Source organism: Embleya sp. NPDC055664 (genome assembly GCF_053618075.1).
The window spans coordinates 59,930-76,745 of record NZ_JBSHGZ010000022.1 but is presented as its reverse complement, the minus strand read 5'-3'; the positions used below and the strand labels follow the sequence as shown (position 1 = coordinate 76,745).

The window sequence follows — 16,816 nt, the reverse complement described above, 5'->3', positions numbered from 1 at the left end:
GCGGTCTTGCACGCAAACCGGGGAGTCGACGCGAACCCCGACCGTACCCGGCGGTAATGAGACACACGCGCACAGCGACGAACGGGCATGCGGAACCGCCCGTTCCGCCGTCGAGGACGCCCGTCACACGGCCAGAGTATGGGTCCGCGCACCATTCGAATGACAGAGCGCCCTACCCTCGATCCATGTCGCCCACATCACACGAACCGAATCCGGGGATCGACCGGCACGACGCCCGCCGGAGCCGGTCGGCCGTGGGCGGGGCGATCGGAGCGCTTGCCGGATATACCCCCCGGGGGTAAATTCGAAGACGTGGTCGGTCACCCGATCGGGCCATGGACAGGTGGGAAACGGCCGCACGGACACGGGAGACGACGGTGGAACAGGATCCGCAGACGCCGGACACGAAGGCGACATCCGGCGCATCGGGGCACGAAACCTCGGGACACGGCGCGTCGGGGCACGGCTACAGCGGGCGCAAGGACGAGCACTTGAAGCGGCTGCGTCGGGTCGAGGGGCAGATCCGCGGGTTGCAGCGCATGGTCTCCGAGGACGAATACTGCATCGACATCCTCACCCAGGTCTCGGCGGCGACCAAGGCACTGCAGTCCTTCGCGCTCAGCCTGCTGGAGGAACACCTCGGGCACTGCGTGGCGAACGCGGTGGAAAAGGGCGGTCCGGAGGCGGACGAGAAGGTCAAGGAGGCGTCCCAGGCGATCGCACGCCTGGTGCGCTCCTGAGGCCGCGGCGACGGGGGCCGGCCCTGCCGTGCGCGCCCGACCCCCGGCCGCCGGCCAGGCCGAGCACGGCGTCGATCTGCGCCTGGGTGAGCGGGCCCTCGCTCGCCGACGCCGCGATCATCAGGTCTCCGTAGAGCTCGATCTCGTCGAGGACGACGTGGTCGTGCACGCGGCGATCGGAGAATCGTGACACTCCCATCGCCTCCTCGCGGCACGCCTCGGACGGTCCTTCGGCCCATCCAGCGTAGGGGCGGCTCCTCGGCGCGACCATGACACGCCTGGGTCATTTGGGAACCGCCCGAAACGATGCCGCGGAGGTGGCCGGGGCCGTCCGGCGGACCGGGCCCGGGGCCCGGCCCGGCGAGATCTAACCGCGTTTCGCCGGGGCGCTCGGCGGGGCGACGGGCGGAGCCGGTGACACGTAGATGTCCTTGGCCTCGGGCGGCTTGACGTCGACCACGACGCCGAAGTCGTACAGCTCCGCGGCGGAGAGCACCTTCGTCGTCGGCGCGGACTTGGCCTCGTCCGGACCCATCACGAACACGAACGACTCCTCGACCCTGCGCAGTCGACCGGCGTCGTCGAGATAGGCGTCGAACGGGATCGGCGCGCCGTCGAAGGTCTTCAGCGCGGCGGCCAACGGGCCGCGCACCTCCGGCGCGGTCAGGTCGTGCGCCTTGCGGATGTCCAGGGTGCCCTTGTAGTGCCGCACGGTGTCCGGGCCCAGCTTCTCGGTGCCCACCAGGACCACGTCGTCGTTGACCCCGCGCAGTATCTCGAAGGACGTCCCGGGGTCGGTACCGCCGCCGCTGACCAGGTTGCCGTCGGCCAGCCCGTCGATCGCGAGGCGCACCCACTTGTCCTTGGGGATGCCCGGCGAGCCGTTCTTCATGTAGAGCGCGTCGGGGGTCAGGATCTCCTGGAGCGGCCCGGCGATGCCGGAGTCCTTGGGCGCGTCCACCGTGAGCGAACCGATGTGCCGGACATAGTCGAACATGCCCTGGCCGGTGAGCTTCACGACCCGGTTGTCGCTCTGCATCGTCATCGTGGTGCGGGTGCGCGAACTCTTCGCGCCGGTGGTGACGTCGGCCGCCTTGCGCACGGCGGCGACCGCGTTCGACGGGCCGCCGCTCGCGGCCCCGCCACTGCCCTTGACCTGCGCTCCCTGCGGTTGCACGTCATCGCCCTGACAACCGGCGACCCCGGCCAGGACCAGGGCGCAACAGGCACCCGTGAGCGCGGTGCGGACCAACATGTGGGGTTCTCCCGGATGCTCGGAATCCTCGCGTGACGGCCGGCCACGCGGCGGCGGCTCGACGGGACAACGAGCGAGGCGACGCCGGGTTACGGCCGTTCGGGCGATGCCGGGACGGCGGGGGCGCCCGCGTGGGCGGACGGGCGCGATCGGGCCAGCCGGCGGCGGGTCAGCTCCGCGGCGCCCGCCGCGTCGCGGGCCTCGATCAGGTCGAGCAGCCGGTGCAGCTCGGCGGTGATCGAGCCGTGTTCGGGCGCGTCCGCCTCCGGGCGGGGACCGTACAGCCGGGCCTGGGCGCGCAGCTCGGCGACCACCTTGACCAGGCGCGCGTTTTCGGCCAAGCCGAGCAGGTGCGCGTGGAAGCGGTCCTCGGCGTCCACGCGGTCCGCCACGTCGGCCCGCTCCAGCGCCTCGGCGAGGTCGTCGACCAGCGCGCGCAGGCGCGGCATCTCCTTCGCGCAGCCGTCCCGGGCGAGCCGGGCGACGGTCGGTATCTCCAGGAGTTCGCGCAGGTCGTGCACGTCGGCCAGGTCGGCGGCGGACATCGTGCGCACCCGGAAGCCCTTGTTGCGGACCGGCTCGACCAGGCCGTCCTTGGCCAGGTCGAGCAGTGCCTCGCGCACCGGCGTGGCGGACACCCCGAACCGGCCGGCCAGGGCGGGCGCCGAGTAGACCACCCCCGGCTGCATCCGGCCGGTCACCAGCGCCGCCCGGATCGCCCGCGCGACCTGTTCGCGCAGGCTCAGCCGCTCGCCCAGTCGGCCCGCGTCCCGGCCGCTCTCGGTGTCGCTCCCCATCGTGTCCGCCCCCTCGGCCGCGCCGCCGTCATCCCGCCGCACGCGGCGCTGCCGTGACCAGTGGCCGCAGCGGTCCACGTTCGACCATCCGCACCACCGGCTCCAGGAGACGGCCGACGAACATCGAGCCGACCAGCGCGACCAGCGCGCCGAGCGCGAATCCGGCGAGCACGTCGGTCGGGTAGTGCACCCCCACGTAGAGCCGGGCGAAGCCGGTGAACACCGCGGCGAGCACCGCGAGCACGCCGATCCGGCGGTCCACCAGCAGGATCCCGACCGCGAGCGCCATCGTGGTCAGCGCGTGGTCGGAGGCGAAGGACGGGTCGGTCTTGCCCTGCACGAGCACGTGCAGCCCGTCGTGGCTCAGGAAGGGGCGCGGCCGGTCCACCCAGTCGCGCAGCGGCGCGTTCGCCAACTCCGCCACCAGGGCCGCGAGCGGGGCCCACACGAGGCCGGCCACGGCCGCCACGTGGTCCGGCCGGGAGCGTACCCGCCACCACGTGAGCAGGCCGAGCACGGCGAGTACGGCGAACATGCCGTACTCGCCCATGAACTCCATGCCGCCGTGCGCCCAGGAGGTGTGTTCGGTGAGTCCGTTGACGTCCCGCAGGACCTCGATGTCGAGGTTGTCGTCGGTACTCTCCGCCAGGACCTGCAAGGACACCGGTGAACCCCTTTGCGTGGTGCTGTTGGTGCTGGTGGAACCGATGGTGCTTTTGCTGCTTGTGGTGCAGGACGTGCCTGTGCGGCGGGTGGTTCTTCCGCCGCGTCGCTACTTGCCCTCGTAGGCGTTGACGACTTCCTCCATCGGCCCGTCCATCTTGATCACGCCCTGGTCGAGCCAGATCGCCCGGTCGCAGGTGTCGCGGATCGACTTCATGCTGTGGCTGACCAGGAAGACCGTGCCGGCCTCCTTGCGCAGTTCGCGGATCCGGGCCTCGCTCTTGAGCTGGAACTCCCGGTCGCCGGTGGCCAGCGCCTCGTCGATCATCAGCACGTCGTGCGAGCGCGCCGCCGCGATGGAGAACCGCAGCCGCGCCGCCATGCCGGACGAGTAGGTCCGCATCGGCAGCTTGGTGAAGTCCTTGCCGTTGTAGTTGTTCAGGCCGGAGAAGGTGGCGATCTGCTCGTAGTTGGCCTCGGCCTCGCGCTGGGTCATGCCCATCGCCAGGCAGCCCAGGATGATGTTCCGCTCTCCGGTGAGGTCGTTCATCATCGCGGCGTTGACCCCGAGCAGCGACGGCTGGCCGTCGCTGTAGATCTTGCCGGTGGTCGGCGGCAACAGGCCGGCGATGCAGCGCAGCAGCGTGCTCTTGCCCGAGCCGTTGCGGCCGATCAGGCCGATCGCCTGCCCCTTGTAGGCGACGAAGCTGACGCCGCGCACGGCGTGCACCTCGGTGACGCCGGTGGCCTTCTTGCGCAGTGCCAGTCGGGACAGCGCGGAGGTGGCACTGCCCTTGCCGGAGGAGGCGCCGTGGACCCGGTAGATCAGGTGCACGTCGTCGACGACGACGGTCGGCGGCAGTTCCTCGCCGACCTGCTGCGGTTTTTGCGGAACGCCTTGTTCGGGCACCTCGACCTCGGACTTCGCGCCGGCTTCGGCCAGACTCATGATCGCGGGCTGCTCAGCCACGGCCGTACCTCTCTTCCGCCTTCCAGAAGTACACGTAACCGCCGAGACCCATCAGCAGCGCCCAGCCGACCGCGTAGGCCCACGTGTGCGCGGGCACCGTGGAGTGGCTGTCGATGAGCGCGTCGCGCACCAGCTCGATGTACACCGCCCCGGGGTTCGCCTCCAGGACGCGGGCCACCCAGGTCGGCGCCGTCTTGGTGTAGTTGTCCAGGCTGTAGAAGACGCCGCTGATGTACAGCCAGGTGCGCAGGATGAACGGCAACAGCTGCTTGATGTCGACCATCACGGCGCCGATGCGGGCCAGGACCAGGCTCAGGCCGACGTTGAAGACGAACTGCAGGACCAGCGCGGGCACGATCAGCAGCCACTTGAGGCTGAGCGGTTCACCGGTGCCGAGCACGATCGCGCACAGCACGACCATCGAGAAGAGCAACTGCTGGAGCTGGACGATGGTGAACGAGATCGGCAGGCACGCCCGGGGGAAGTGCAGCGCCCGGATCAGGTTCAGTTGGTCGCTGATCGCCCGGCTGCCCGCGAGCACCGCGCTCTGCGTGAAGGTGAACACGAAGACGCCGGTGACCAGGAAGGCGACATAGTTGTCGATGCCGCCCTTGGTCTTCACGAGGTAGCCGAAGATCAGGTAGTACACGGCCGCGTTCATCAGTGGCGTGAGCACCTGCCAGACCTGGCCCAGCTTGGCGGTGCTGTAGGTGGCCCGGGTCTTGGCGTTGGCGAAGGCCACGATGAAGTGGCGCCGGGCCCAGAGCTGCTTGGTGTACGAGAGCAGCCCGGGGCGGGCTCCACTGACCGTCAGCTTGTAGCGGGCGGCGAGGTCCGCCAGTGGTTCGGTGGAACCGGGGGGTGCCGACGTCCCCTGTGGGCTCAGGGTGTCGGCCTGCACGCTGTTGGCCACGTTGACACTTTCATATGCGTCGGGTCGAGATCGAAAACGTACGGGGGTTTCCAGCCTGTCAGATCACGGGCGGGCGGCCGAGCCTGGTCATGCGCCAGACCGTTCGCCACGACATCGGTCGGCGCCGGCCGCTGGGGGTCTTCCAGCCCTCGCGAAAGCCCGCGAGCCACGCCTGGGCGTTCTCCCGGGACGGCCGACGGGCGGCGGTGAGTACCACCCAGGTGCCCAGGTAGGCGGGCACGATCGGCCAGGGCAGGTTGCGTCGGGCCAGGTACACGCGGTTGCGCGCGTTCATCCGAAAGAAGGCCGCGTGCCGGGCCGGGCTGGTCTTGGGGTGCTCGAGGACGATGTCGGCGCGGTACTCGATCTCCCAGCCCGCGTCGAGCGCGCGCCAGGCCAGGTCGGTCTCCTCGTGCGCGTAGAAGAAGTCGTCGGGCAGCCCGCCGACCTCGCGCAGCACCGCCGCGCGCACCGCGCTGGCGCCGCCCAGAAACGTCGTCACCGGGCCCGAGCGCAGCGGGTCGCCGACCCGGATCCGGGGCACGTGCCGGCGCTGGGTCTCGCCGCTCTCCGGGTCCACGATCCGGAAGGAGACGATGCCCAGGCGCGGGTTGGCCGCGAACGCCTCGCGCAGCAGGCGGCCGGCGTCGGTACCGCCGAGCCGGCCGTCGTCGTCGAGGAAGAGCACCACGTCGGTGTCGGCGGGCAGGCCGTCGGTGCCGACGTTGCGGCCGGCGGGGATGCCCACGTTCTTCGGCAGGGCGATGCCCACCACACCCTCGGGCAGCTCCGGCAGCGGCCCGCCGTTGGCGACCACGACCACCGCCATCGGCTCGCCGTCCTGGTCGGCGACCGAGCGCAGCAGGCGCTCCAGCTCCCGCGGGCGGTCGCCCATGGTCAGCACCACCGCGCCGAGCACCATGTGTTCGGTGTCCGCGCCGCCGTCGGCCCGCTGCCCCTCGGCAGCCTCGGCGGTCACCGGAGCCTGCTCGACATGAGCACGCTGACCAGGTGCAGCACGGTCTGCAGGAGGGCGATGGCGGCCAGCGCGGTGACCGCGATCCGGCTGTAGAGCAGGCCGCCGTCGTCGGCCACCAGGTCGAGCGCGCCGGCCAGGAGCAGGAAAATCGACGCCTCGACGGCGCCGACCAGACGGTGGAACTTGAGCGAGGCGACCATCTTGCGCGCGCTCGCCGCGCCCGAGGAGCGCGGCACGGCGGCGGCGTCCTGTACGGGCGGCAGGCCGCTCTTCGCGCGGGCGCCGTCGACCAGGTCGGTCTCGGACTTGATCAGGATCGCGCCCAGGGCCGCGACCACGCCGAGCGTGGCGTAGCCGTTGAAGCCGCCGCCGTCCAGGACGCCCGCCGCGTGCAGACCGGCGCCGGAGAGCAGCGCGGCCTCGGACAGGTAGTGGCCGACCCGGTCGAGGTAGACCCCGGTGACGGAGGTCTGCCGGCGCCAGCGGGCCACCTCGCCGTCGACGCAGTCGAGCAGCAGGTAGAGCTGCACCAGGATCAGCGCGGCGAGCGGTCCGGCTATCCCGGGCAGGATCAGCGCGGCGCCGGCGGCGATGCCCGCGAGGATCATCATGTAGGTGAGCCCGTTGGGCGTCACCCGGGTCCCGACGATGCGTCGGGTCACCTGGAGGGAGATCCGGCGCATGTAGATGCGCCCGGCCCAGTGTTCGCCACTGCGCCGGTCGAGCAGACCCTCGGGGTGTACGACCGAGCGAAGCTCAGCCGCCGTAGGTGTGGACATATTCGGTCACCGAATCCCGGATGGCGTCGTGGTCGAGGTCGAGATGTTCGAGGATGGTGAAACGTCCCGGGCGGGTCTGCGGCGCGTGACTCACCACCGCCGTGAACTCGTCGATGGTCAGGCCCAGATGCTCCGGCACGACCGGCAGCTTGTGCCGCTCGAGGGTGCTCGTCAAGAGCCTGGTCAGCGCCTCGTCGCCGCGCAGGTGGGTGGCGAACGCGGCGCCCAGGCCGACCTGTTCGCCGTGCAGCCCGTCGTGGCCGTCGCGCTCGCCGTAGAGCAGGTCGATGGCGTGCGAGATCTCGTGGCAGGCCCCGCTGCACGGGCGGGTGGTGCCGGCCACCGACATCGCGATGCCGGAGAGCACCAGGCCCTCGGTCAGCGCGACGAGGAAGTCGTCGTCGTCGATGCCGCCCGGGCGGTGCAGCATCGAGTCGCCGGAGGTGCGGGCCAGCGCGACCGCGAGGCCGTCCAGCGGCTCGCCGGTCACCCGATGGGACAACTCCCAGTCGGCCACCGCGCACAGGTTCGACAACGACTCGCCGATGCCGGAGCGCACGAAGCGCTGCGGCGCGGCCCGGACCAGGTCCAGGTCGACCACCAGCGCGATCGGCGTGGGCACGCCGTAGGAGCCGCGGCCCGCGTCGTTGTCGAGGATGCTCACCGGCGAGGCGATGCCGTCGTGGGCGAGGTTGGTGGCGACCGCGACCATGGGCAGGCCCACGCGCGCGGCGGCGTACTTGGTGGCGTCCAGGACCCGGCCGCCGCCGAGACCGACCACCGCGTCGTAGGCTCCGCCGCGCATCCGGTCGGCCAGGTCGACCGCCGCGGTCAGCGTGCCGCCGCCCACCGAATACCACTCGGCGCCCGGCAGTTGCGGGGCGAATCGCTCGCGCAGTCCGGCGCCGGAGCCCTCGCTGACCACGACCGCGATCCGGCCCGAGGTGGAGACCCGACGGTCGGCCAGGATGCCGGCCAGGTCGGCGACCGCGCCCGCGCGGATGTCGACGGTGAGCGGTGTGGGGACCAGTCGGGTCAGTACCGGCACGCGATCTCCCGGGCGACCGTCAGGTCCTCGGTGGTGTCGATCTCGGTCCACGGCACCCGGATGTCGGGCGCGCCGATCGGCTGCACGTCGACCCGGCCGCCGCGGTTCACCAGCTCCTGGTAACCGTCCTCGTAGTACAGCTGCGGGTCGCGCTCGAAGGTGGCCCGGAGCGCGTCGACCAGCGCGGGCGCGGCGTGGCCCTCGATCAGCGTGACGCCGATGTACTCGCCGGCCGCCTCGGCCGGGTCCATCAGCTTGGTGATCCGGCGCATCCGGCCGTCGTCGCCGAGGGTGACCTTCATTTCCTCGTCGGCGAGCGGCTTGGCGGTGTCCAGGGCCAGGATGATGCCCTTGTCGCCGCCCCGCGCGGCCAGCATGGTCTCCTGTACCGAGAGCGGGTGCAGCGTGTCGCCGTTGGCGAGCAGCACGCCGTCGGCGAGGTGGTCGCGGGCGCACCACAGGGAGTAGGCGTTGTTCCACTCCTCGGCCTTGTCGTTGTCGACCAGGTGCAGCTTGAGGCCGTACCGACGCTCCAGCAGGTCCTGCCGCTCGCGGATGGCGTCGCCGCAGTAGCCGATCACGATCGCGGCCTCGGTCAGGCCGACCGCCGCGTAGTGGGAGAGCGTGACCTCCAGGATCGACCGCTCGCTGTCCGGCGCACCGGGCGCGCCCACCGGCACCAGGGCCTTGGGCAGCGTATCGGTGTGCGGGCGCAGCCGGCGGCCGGCGCCGGCGGCGAGAACGAGGCCGATCATGAAAGGTCTCCAGTTCGATCGGGGGCCGCCGCGACGACGGCCTCCAGGGGGCGGTACGAGGGTGTGGAGGCCGAGGGGGCGGGGCCCACCGGGGTGGCGTCGTCGATGTCCGGGCGCGCGCCGCGCACCCAGAAGGCGACACTCTCGGCGAGCACGATCGCCGCCAACACGCCGGCCGTGACGATCAGACCGGTGCGCAGGGTGTCCGAGCCCGCCGCGGCCAGCACGGTCACCAGGAGCACACGTCCCTCGTGACCGAGCACCGCCCACACCAGCGCCCGGGGCGGGGCCCCGTAGCCGCCGCGCAGGCGATACACCGTGTCGTAGTGATGGTAGGCGGTGGCCGCGACCAAACCGAATGCCGCGGCCACCGCGGTGGGCACCACCTGCGCGGCCAGGACGGTGATCGCGGCGTATTCGGCGGCCCGGAAGATCGGCGGCACCACCCAGTCGAGCCGGCGCACCAGCGGGCGGCCGATCGCGACCCCGGCGCACAGCGCGTAGGCGCCCGCGCCGGCCAGGCCCCACCACTGGCCCGCGCCGCCCGCGAGCAGCACGGCGAGCAGGGCGGCGGTGCCAAGGAGCGCGGCCGCGGGGGCGGGCACGCGCAGCCGCAGCCGGGCGACGAGTTCGGCGAGCGGGCCGCTGTCGGCGAGCGCGGCCAGGTGCTCGCCGACCTGCGGGGCGGCCGGCGTGCGGCGCGGCAGCGAGCGCAGGACGCGGCCGAGCGAGGTGTAGCAGGCGGCGAGCACGCAGCCGGTGATCAGTACGACGAAGGTGATCCGCGGCGTGGTGGTCGCGGTGAGCACGGCGATCAGGGCCCAGCGCTCGCCGATCGGCAGGATGATCATCCGCCGGGCCCACACGGTCCAGCCGACCGTGTTCAGCTTGCCGGACAGTTTGGCGCCCGCGCCGCCGTCGGCGCTCTCGTCGTCCCCGCCGCCGATGCCGCGCCGGGTCTCGTTGAACGCGAAGTCGACGATGTGCCGGGTGGTCATCACCACCATCGCGACCAGCGCGAGGGTCCACACGTCGTCGTCGTGCCGGGCGGCGCCGAGCGCCAGGCCCGCGTAGACGGCGTACTCCTTGGCCCGGTCGAAGGTGGCGTCCAGCCAGGAGCCGATCCGCGAATAGCTCACCGCGTAGCGGGCGAGTTGGCCGTCGGTGCAGTCGAGCACGAAGGAGAAGTACAGGCCCAGGGCCGCGCCGATGTAGCCGGCGCGGGTGCCGGTGGCCGCGCCCGCCGCCGCGGCGAGCGCGACGAACAGCGAGGCGACGGTGACCTGATTGGGCGTCAGGCCCCGGCGGGCGCACCAGCGGGCCAGGTAGCGCGACCAGGTGCTGACCGCGAACGTGGTGAAGAAACCGTCCCGCGCCTTGACCGCCGAGGCGAGCCGGATGCGCTCGTCGTCCACCGCGGCAACCGCGGCCGTCGCCCGGGCGCGCGCGGCCTCGTCACGCGGCACCTCGGCGACCAGTTCGCCCAGCGGAACCTCGCGCAGCGAGACACCCGCCGCGGCCAGCCGCTCGGCGATCAGGTCGGGCACGCAGTCGTCGGCGGCGGGGCCACGGTCGAGGCCGGCCGCGATCCGGGCCGCCTCGGCCCTGGCCTCGCCCTCGACGGCGAGCACGCCGGGTACGTGCGCGGCCGGGAAGCGGGTGTCGGCGATCACCAGGCGCAGCGCGTGCCGGTGGCCGACGAAACGCGCGTCGACGAGGGTGATCCGGTCCTCCCCCGCGGCCAACGCGGCCCGCAGTGCGTCCGGGGCCACCACCTCGATCTCCGGCACACCACGATCGAGCGCCGACAACTCGGCGAGCAGCGGGGCCGGATCGGCACTGGTGTAGGCGTCCGCCGGCCGGGACGGCGGAGACGCGGAGGTTGCCGTGGACGCCGTGAGGACCAGTGCCGTGGACAGGCGCCATCACTCCTTTTGCGGTGGTGCCGCGGGCACCGCCGATGAACGTGCGGTCGGGCACGGACCGGGAAGACAACCGAACGGGCGTGCAGGGAGGTGCGGGAAACAACGAGACAGGCTAGCCGATCCCCCGGAGCCGCCCGAACGGCTCGTTCGCAACCGTCCGGCGTCGTCGAACGTCCCACGTTTTACCAGATCAACGGGCGGTCACCGGGATCGATACGGCTGCCGACCCCACCCGTTCGGTTTTTCGTGGGGTTCTCGTCGTATTCGTTAGGATCGGCCGAGTCGGTCCCGACGGTCCCCCGTCCGGTGACCGTCCCGGCTTCCCGTCCCACACCCGCCCGGAGGTGACCGCTTGTCCGCGACCGAAGTGCCCGATATCAGCGTCGTAGTGATCGTCTACAACGACGCCCGACGGTTGGTGCACGCGGTCGCATCGGTGCTCGGCCAGACCCTCGCCAATCTCGAGGTCGTCATCGTCGACGACCACAGCACCGACGACAGCTTCGCCGTGGCCGAGCGGTTCGCGACCGAGCACCCGGGCAGGGTGCGTGCCATCCGCCTGCCGGAGAACAGCGGGGGATGCAGCCGGCCGCGCAACGTGGGCATCGACGCCGCCCGCGGCACCTACGTGATGTTCCTCGACAGCGACGACGTCCTGGACCGGCACGCCTGCAAGAACATGCTGGTGGCCGCCGACGAGACCGGTGCCGACTTGGTCTCCGGGTTGTGCGTGCGGGTGCATCTGGACAAGCGGAACAAGGTCACCGAGTGGTACCCGGCGCTGTATCGCGAGCGTGCGGTGCTCTCCTCGGTGGCCGAGAAGCCGGAGTTGTTGTACGACACGCTGTCGACCAACAAGTGCTACCGGCGGGCGTTCCTCAACAGCGCCGAGTTGCGCTTTCCCGAGGGCTATCACTACGAGGACCTGCTCTTTTCCGCGCGGGCCTATCTCGCGGCGTCGAAGCTGACCCTGATCCCGAGCACGATCTACCACTGGAACGTGGTGGAGAAGGCCGAGAAGCTGTCGATCTCGAACCGACGCAACGAGATCAGCAACTTCATCGACCGGGTGCGGATCCATCAGCTCATCGACGACGAGTTGCGAGCGCGCGGCGAGGTGGAACTCAAGCTCCTCAAGGACCGCAAGTTCATCCAGCACGACCTGGTGCTCTACCTGTGGGGCCTGCCCTTCCAGACCGAGGAGGAGCGCGACGGCTTCATCGCCGTGGCCCGGCCCTACCTGGAGACGCTGGACCCCCGGGCCTTCGTGGAGGCCAACCAGATCCCGGCGATCGCCGCCTATCTCGTGTTGCGCGACGACCGGGTGAACCTGATCCCGGCGATCGACTTCGTGCTGAACCGGAGCAAGATCACCTCGCCGCTGCACCTCGAGGGCGACCGGGTGTACTGGTGTGCCGGGCACCTCGACGACGAGTTGGGCCGGCAGGTCCTGGACGTCACCGACACGATGCCGTGGACCAAGCCGCTGAAGTCGCTGTGGCTGGGCAACGAACTCACCTCGGTGCGTTCGGTGGACGGCGTGGTGCGGATGTCCGGCGTGATCGTCAATCCGGTCGAACGCATCGGCCCCGACGCGAAGTTGTCCGGGCACTTCGAGTTCCTGCCCCGGCGCAAGAAGCTCGCCCCGCTCGCGGTGCGGCGCCCGGTGCAATCGATCCGGTACACCCCCGAGGGAATCGTGTGGGAGGCCGAGGTCGACCTCGCCGACACCATCCATCCCATCGGGCTGATCGACCCGGTCTGGGACGTCCGGCTGATCATGTCGGTGGACGGCGAGAAGGTCACCACCCGGATCTTCGGCACCTCGATCCCCGAACACGTGCAGTCGTTGCCCGCCCGACCCCGGCTGAGCCGACTCGCCGGGGACCAGTTCTCCCTGCACATCACGTCCAAGGGGCACCTGGCCTTCGAGCTGATCGCCGAGGGTTCGGCCGCACGGCGCAGCGACGAGTTGTTGACCAGGGCGGTGCAGAGCCGGGCCGGCGTCAAGGCCCGGGGCATCCTGCGCACCCAGTTGCGCCAGACCGGCGCGCGCAAGCGCAAGCTGCTGCGGATGGGCCGCGAGGTGCTGGGGCAGTTGCCGGTGCGCAAGGGCACCGCGGTGTTCGAGAGCCACCTGGGCAAGCAGTACGGCGACAGTCCGCGCCACATCTACGAGGAGTTGCGCCGCTCGGGCGCGCCGATCAAGGTGACCTGGGCCTACGCGGAGAGCAAGGCCGGGTTCCCGGCCGACGCGACGCTCGTCAAGCGCGGTTCGTGGGCCTACTACAAGGCGCTCGCGCAGGCCGAGTTCTGGGTCGACAACCAGGGCTTTCCCGGGGACGCGGTGAAGAATCGCGGCACCACCTACATCCAGACCTGGCACGGTTCGGCGCTCAAGCGCATGGGCTTCGACATGCCCTCGGTGAAGCACTCGGGCGAGGTCGAGCAGCGGCGTCTGCAGGAGATGGTCGATCGGTTCGACCACTTCGTGGTGCGCTCGGAGCACGACGTGCGCACGCTGGTCCGGGGCTACCGGCTCAAGTGCGAGATCCTGCGGATCGGGTATCCGCGCAATGACGCGCTGATCGACGGCGAGGCGAACCGCGCACAGGTCGCGGCGCTGCGCGAGCAGTTGGGCCTGGCGGGCGACGAGCGTCGGGTGGTGCTGTACGCGCCGACGTTTCGGCAGGAGGAGGACGGTTCGATCACGCCGTTCACACTGCCGTTCGATCCGGCCCGGTTCGTCGAGGAGTTCGGCGATCGTTTCGTGTTGCTCGTGCGTACGCACTATCTGAACACGGTGATGTTGCCGCCGTCGCTGGCCGACCACGTCAAGGACGCCTCGACGGTGCCAGACGTGACCCAACTGCTGCAGCTGACCGACGTGTTGATCACGGACTACTCGTCGCTGATGTTCGACTACGCGTTGCTCGACCGGCCGATGGTGTTCTTCACCTACGACTACGACGCGTACACCCGCCAGTCCCGGGGCGCGTACTTCGACCTCGCCGAGACGGCTCCCGGGCCGCTGGCGTACGACGAGGACCAGCTCTTCGGGCATCTTCGCGAACTCGACGCCGCCGCCCCGGAGTACGCGGAGCGTCGGCGGGACTTCGTGGAGTCCTACGGCGAATACGACCACGGCACCGCGGCGAAGACCATCGTCGAACGTTTCTTTCTCGGCAAGGAATCACAGTGAGCGACGTCGAGACCGTGCGAGCGCACCCGTCGCGGGACGTCTTCATCGTCTGCAACAACATCGAGGAACTCGGCGGGTTGCAACGTTGGGCGCACCACACCGCCGCGATGTTGACCGAGGCCGGGCACACCGTCACGCTGATCGGCGTGGTGCACCCGGAGCAGATCCACGACTACGGCCGGGACCTGCCGTACCGCACGATGTACCTGCACGAGGAGCATCCGCCGTCGGCGTGGAGCCCGCGCACGGTGCGCGACCGGTTGAACGTGGGCGCGCAACGCCGTGAGGCGCTGCGCAAGGCGTCGGTGCAGCAGGCCGCGGACCGGCTGACCGGGCTGTTCCGCCGGGCCCGGCCGGGCGGCATCGTGATCGTGCCGCAGGTGTGGGCGATGGAGTGGGTCGGCCTCAGCGACACCGCCGGGCTGCGGGTGATCGGGATGAGCCACGAGTCGTTCGAGGCGTCCGCCGCCTCCTCCCGGCACCGGCGGGTCAAGAAGTACTTCGCCGGGGTCGACCGGCTGCTGCTGCTGACCGCCGAGGACGCCGACGCGTGGAGCCGGGACGGGCTCAACAACACCGACTTCATGCCCAACCCGCTGCCGATAGAGCCTCGGGAGTTCACCCCCCGGTCGAGCCGGGTGGTGGTGAGCCTGGGTCGGTTCTCCTTCGAGAAGGGCTACGACCTGCTCTTGGAGGCGTGGGCGCTGGTCGCGCCGCGGCATCCGGACTGGACACTGCGGCTGTACGGCGCCGGTCCCGAGGACGCCCGGCTGCGGGCGCAGACCTGGACGCTGGGCGTGCACGACAGCGTGGAGTTCCCCGGGCGCACCTCGGACATCGAGGGCGCGTTGGCCGACACCTCGGTGTTCGCGCTGTCCTCCCGGGCGGAGGGGTTCCCGATCTCGCTGCTCGAGGCGATGGCGATGGGTGTGCCCAGTGTCGGCTTCGACTGCGCGCCGGGTGTGCGGGAGATCATCACCGACGACGGCAACGGCCTGCTGATCCCGCGTGGGAACACCGAGGAGTTCGCGCGCGGCCTCGACCGGCTGATGAGCGACCAGAGCCTGCGGGATCGGCTGGGCAAGCAGGGCCTGGCGGACGTCCTGCGGTTCTCCCCCGAGGCGATCCTGGAGCGCTGGGAACAGCTGTTCGTCTACGTCTATCGCTGAGCCGGATCCGCCGCGGACCTCAGGGTGAGGCCCGGCGGCGCCGGATCCGGGCGTCCAGCACCTCGCGCACCCCGCCCACGCCGCCCGCGAAGCGGATCGCGAGCGAACCGCTCGCGGTGGCGTAGAACTGGGCGAGCGCGAGCCCGTGCCGCAGGTCCGGCTGGACCCGGCGGCCGAGCCCGGCACCGGCGGCGACCTTGGTCTCCAGGTGGGTGCCGTCGCGCAGGTGGACCACGGCCCACACGTCCCACACGGTGAACGGCTCGCCCGTGGACAGCAGCGTGTTGTCCAAGCCGATGGTCGTGCTCCAGGAGCCGCCGTCGGGATCGACCGGCTCCTCGTGGAGCACGCCCGCGCCGGCGCCGGCGACCCGCACGGCCTCGCCGTGTCGGTCGCGCAGTTCCAGCTCGATCCGGTGCGGACGCCCCGGACGCAGGCGCTCGTACAGGTCGCGCACGCTCACGTCGAGCACGCTGCGGCGGCCGGCGTGCACCGTGGCCCGTACCTCGACGGGCAGTTCGGCGGTCGGGATCGCGGCGAGGCCGTCCAGTTCCACCGCGGGAGCGCGGTCGTCCCACACCGGCACGCCGTCGCGCTCGCGCAGCGGACCGGTGAGCCGGGGCGGGTCGGCCGCGAGCCGGGACAACCGCAGCAGGTCGACGGGCTCCTCCCGCGCGCGCACCACCGCCGCCGCCCAGCGCGCGGCGGGCCGGGCGAGGGCGAGCGCGCGCGGGTCGAACCCGGCCAGGTGGGCGCGGGTGGAGGACCACCACTCGGCGCGATACGCCTCGTCGCGCGCGTGCAGGTCGCGCAGGTAGAGCGGCAGATCGTGGTCGACGAACTTGGTCTCCGCGACGAGCCGCAACTCCGGGACGGGGTCCAGGATTTCGAGCACCTGGCGGTGTGCGTCCAGCCGGTCGAGCCAGTTGCGCACCCGGTCCCGGCGCAGCGAGATCGACGGGTCGCCCGCCGCGCGGCGCACATGCCAGGTGTAGACGTCGTCGGTGATCACCACGAAGCGCGGCCCGGCCGCGTACACCCGGGCGGTGAAGACGAAGTCCTCGTAGTGCGCGGCGCCGTCGGGGAAGCGGATGTCGTGCTCGATCAGGAACGCGCGGCGGTACGCCTTGTTGACGGAGAGCGTGTCCCACAACGTCCGCGGTCGGCCCGCCAGGCCGTCGAACACGCCGCGGCGGGCGAACAGGTCCGGCTGCCACGGCACGTCGCGCACCCGCGGCAACTCGCGGCGTACGCACCGGCCGGCGACCACGTCGGCTCCCTCCCGGACGCCGGCGTCCACCAGCGCGGACACCGCGCCGGGCGGCAGTACGTCGTCGCTGTCCAGGAAGACGATCCAGTCGGCCCGTGAGGCGTCGACGCCGTCGTTGCGCGGGGTGCCGCAGCCGCCGCTGTTGACGCTCCGTCGGATCACCCGGACCCGGGGGTCCTCGGCGGCCAGGCGGTCGGCGACGGCCGCCGAGGCGTCGGTGGAGGCGTCGTCGACGATGGTCACCTCGGTGACCGTCGGGCCCTGGGCCAGCGCCGAGCGCACCGCGTCGGACAACAGGGCCGCGTCGTCGTAGACGATCACCACGACGCCGACCCGGACCTGCTCGGCCAT

The 16,816-nt window shown here is 71.3% G+C and carries 15 protein-coding genes; 4 read left to right on the top strand and 11 right to left on the bottom strand.

Annotated elements, in window-relative coordinates; genetic code table 11:
- Nucleotides 1–335: 335 nt before the first annotated feature.
- Nucleotides 336–740 (top strand): metal-sensitive transcriptional regulator, encoded by a 405-nt coding sequence (locus ACWGR4_RS29710; protein WP_380008788.1) that lies wholly within the window; start codon nt 336–338, stop codon nt 738–740.
- A gap of 28 nt (nt 741–768) precedes the next feature.
- Nucleotides 769–930 carry a hypothetical protein gene (locus ACWGR4_RS29705; protein ID WP_380008785.1) on the top strand — a complete coding sequence of 54 codons (162 nt, stop codon included), beginning with the start codon at nt 769–771 and terminating at the stop codon, nt 928–930.
- A 177-nt stretch (nt 931–1,107) separates the two neighbouring features.
- Here ACWGR4_RS29705 and ACWGR4_RS29700 read toward each other — a convergent pair whose 3' ends face one another.
- The 10 genes from ACWGR4_RS29700 to ACWGR4_RS29655 all read right to left on the bottom strand — a co-directional run bounded on the left by ACWGR4_RS29700 (nt 1,108) and on the right by ACWGR4_RS29655 (nt 10,689).
- Nucleotides 1,108–1,995: a hypothetical protein gene (locus ACWGR4_RS29700; RefSeq protein WP_380008782.1), complete on the bottom strand. Its 888-nt coding sequence runs from the start codon at nt 1,993–1,995 to the stop codon at nt 1,108–1,110.
- 89 nt (nt 1,996–2,084) lie between these two features.
- Entirely contained in the window at nt 2,085–2,792 is a 708-nt protein-coding gene (locus ACWGR4_RS29695; protein WP_452130173.1) for a GntR family transcriptional regulator, read from the bottom strand.
- Nucleotides 2,793–2,820: 28 nt separating this feature from the next.
- Nucleotides 2,821–3,456: a phosphatase PAP2 family protein gene (locus ACWGR4_RS29690; protein ID WP_380008776.1), complete on the bottom strand. Its 636-nt coding sequence runs from the start codon at nt 3,454–3,456 to the stop codon at nt 2,821–2,823.
- 108 nt (nt 3,457–3,564) lie between these two features.
- Complete coding sequence (locus ACWGR4_RS29685) at nt 3,565–4,404, bottom strand: ABC transporter ATP-binding protein (protein ID WP_380009211.1); 840 nt, start codon at nt 4,402–4,404, stop codon at nt 3,565–3,567.
- A 13-nt stretch (nt 4,405–4,417) separates the two neighbouring features.
- Complete coding sequence (locus ACWGR4_RS29680; RefSeq protein WP_452130172.1) at nt 4,418–5,338, bottom strand: ABC transporter permease; 921 nt, start codon at nt 5,336–5,338, stop codon at nt 4,418–4,420.
- A 58-nt stretch (nt 5,339–5,396) separates the two neighbouring features.
- Nucleotides 5,397–6,260, bottom strand: a complete 864-nt coding sequence (locus ACWGR4_RS29675) for a glycosyltransferase family 2 protein (RefSeq protein WP_452130191.1) — start codon at nt 6,258–6,260, stop codon at nt 5,397–5,399.
- A 53-nt stretch (nt 6,261–6,313) separates the two neighbouring features.
- Nucleotides 6,314–7,096, bottom strand: coding sequence for a CDP-alcohol phosphatidyltransferase family protein (locus tag ACWGR4_RS29670; protein WP_439676129.1), 783 nt, complete (start codon nt 7,094–7,096; stop codon nt 6,314–6,316).
- Nucleotides 7,074–8,144 carry an iron-containing alcohol dehydrogenase family protein gene (locus tag ACWGR4_RS29665; RefSeq protein WP_380008768.1) on the bottom strand — a complete coding sequence of 357 codons (1,071 nt, stop codon included), beginning with the start codon at nt 8,142–8,144 and terminating at the stop codon, nt 7,074–7,076. Before ACWGR4_RS29665 ends, ACWGR4_RS29670 begins: the two co-directional genes overlap by 23 nt.
- Nucleotides 8,132–8,899, bottom strand: a complete 768-nt coding sequence (locus tag ACWGR4_RS29660; protein ID WP_380008765.1) for a phosphocholine cytidylyltransferase family protein — start codon at nt 8,897–8,899, stop codon at nt 8,132–8,134. Before ACWGR4_RS29660 ends, ACWGR4_RS29665 begins: the two co-directional genes overlap by 13 nt.
- Nucleotides 8,896–10,689 carry a DUF5941 domain-containing protein gene (locus tag ACWGR4_RS29655; RefSeq protein WP_452130171.1) on the bottom strand — a complete coding sequence of 598 codons (1,794 nt, stop codon included), beginning with the start codon at nt 10,687–10,689 and terminating at the stop codon, nt 8,896–8,898. Before ACWGR4_RS29655 ends, ACWGR4_RS29660 begins: the two co-directional genes overlap by 4 nt.
- Before the next feature lie 487 nt (nt 10,690–11,176).
- Between ACWGR4_RS29655 and ACWGR4_RS29650 the strand changes: the two genes are divergently transcribed.
- Together ACWGR4_RS29650 and ACWGR4_RS29645 are read left to right on the top strand one after the other, a co-directional pair.
- Nucleotides 11,177–14,026, top strand: coding sequence for a bifunctional glycosyltransferase/CDP-glycerol:glycerophosphate glycerophosphotransferase (locus ACWGR4_RS29650; protein ID WP_452130170.1), 2,850 nt, complete (start codon nt 11,177–11,179; stop codon nt 14,024–14,026).
- The gene (locus tag ACWGR4_RS29645; protein WP_380008756.1) at nt 14,023–15,195 is read left to right on the top strand and encodes a glycosyltransferase; all 1,173 of its coding nucleotides are present in this window, start codon (nt 14,023–14,025) and stop codon (nt 15,193–15,195) included. The genes ACWGR4_RS29650 and ACWGR4_RS29645 overlap by 4 nt, the downstream gene beginning before the upstream one ends.
- Before the next feature lie 19 nt (nt 15,196–15,214).
- On the opposite strand, the gene ACWGR4_RS29640 is transcribed toward ACWGR4_RS29645, so the two are convergent.
- Nucleotides 15,215–16,816, bottom strand: coding sequence for a glycosyltransferase family 2 protein (locus ACWGR4_RS29640; RefSeq protein ID WP_452130169.1), 1,602 nt, complete (start codon nt 16,814–16,816; stop codon nt 15,215–15,217).

Coding starts and splice junctions, on each gene's coding strand:
- ACWGR4_RS29660 (WP_380008765.1), bottom strand. CDS start 8,899: ATGATCGGCCTCGTTCTCGCCGCCGGCGCCGGCCGCCGGCTGCGCCCG.
- ACWGR4_RS29685 (WP_380009211.1), bottom strand. CDS start 4,404: ATGAGTCTGGCCGAAGCCGGCGCGAAGTCCGAGGTCGAGGTGCCCGAA.
- ACWGR4_RS29640 (WP_452130169.1), bottom strand. CDS start 16,816: ATGGCCGAGCAGGTCCGGGTCGGCGTCGTGGTGATCGTCTACGACGAC.
- ACWGR4_RS29710 (WP_380008788.1), top strand. CDS start 336: ATGGACAGGTGGGAAACGGCCGCACGGACACGGGAGACGACGGTGGAA.
- ACWGR4_RS29695 (WP_452130173.1), bottom strand. CDS start 2,792: ATGGGGAGCGACACCGAGAGCGGCCGGGACGCGGGCCGACTGGGCGAG.
- ACWGR4_RS29675 (WP_452130191.1), bottom strand. CDS start 6,260: ATGGTGCTCGGCGCGGTGGTGCTGACCATGGGCGACCGCCCGCGGGAG.
- ACWGR4_RS29700 (WP_380008782.1), bottom strand. CDS start 1,995: ATGTTGGTCCGCACCGCGCTCACGGGTGCCTGTTGCGCCCTGGTCCTG.
- ACWGR4_RS29670 (WP_439676129.1), bottom strand. CDS start 7,096: ATGTCCACACCTACGGCGGCTGAGCTTCGCTCGGTCGTACACCCCGAG.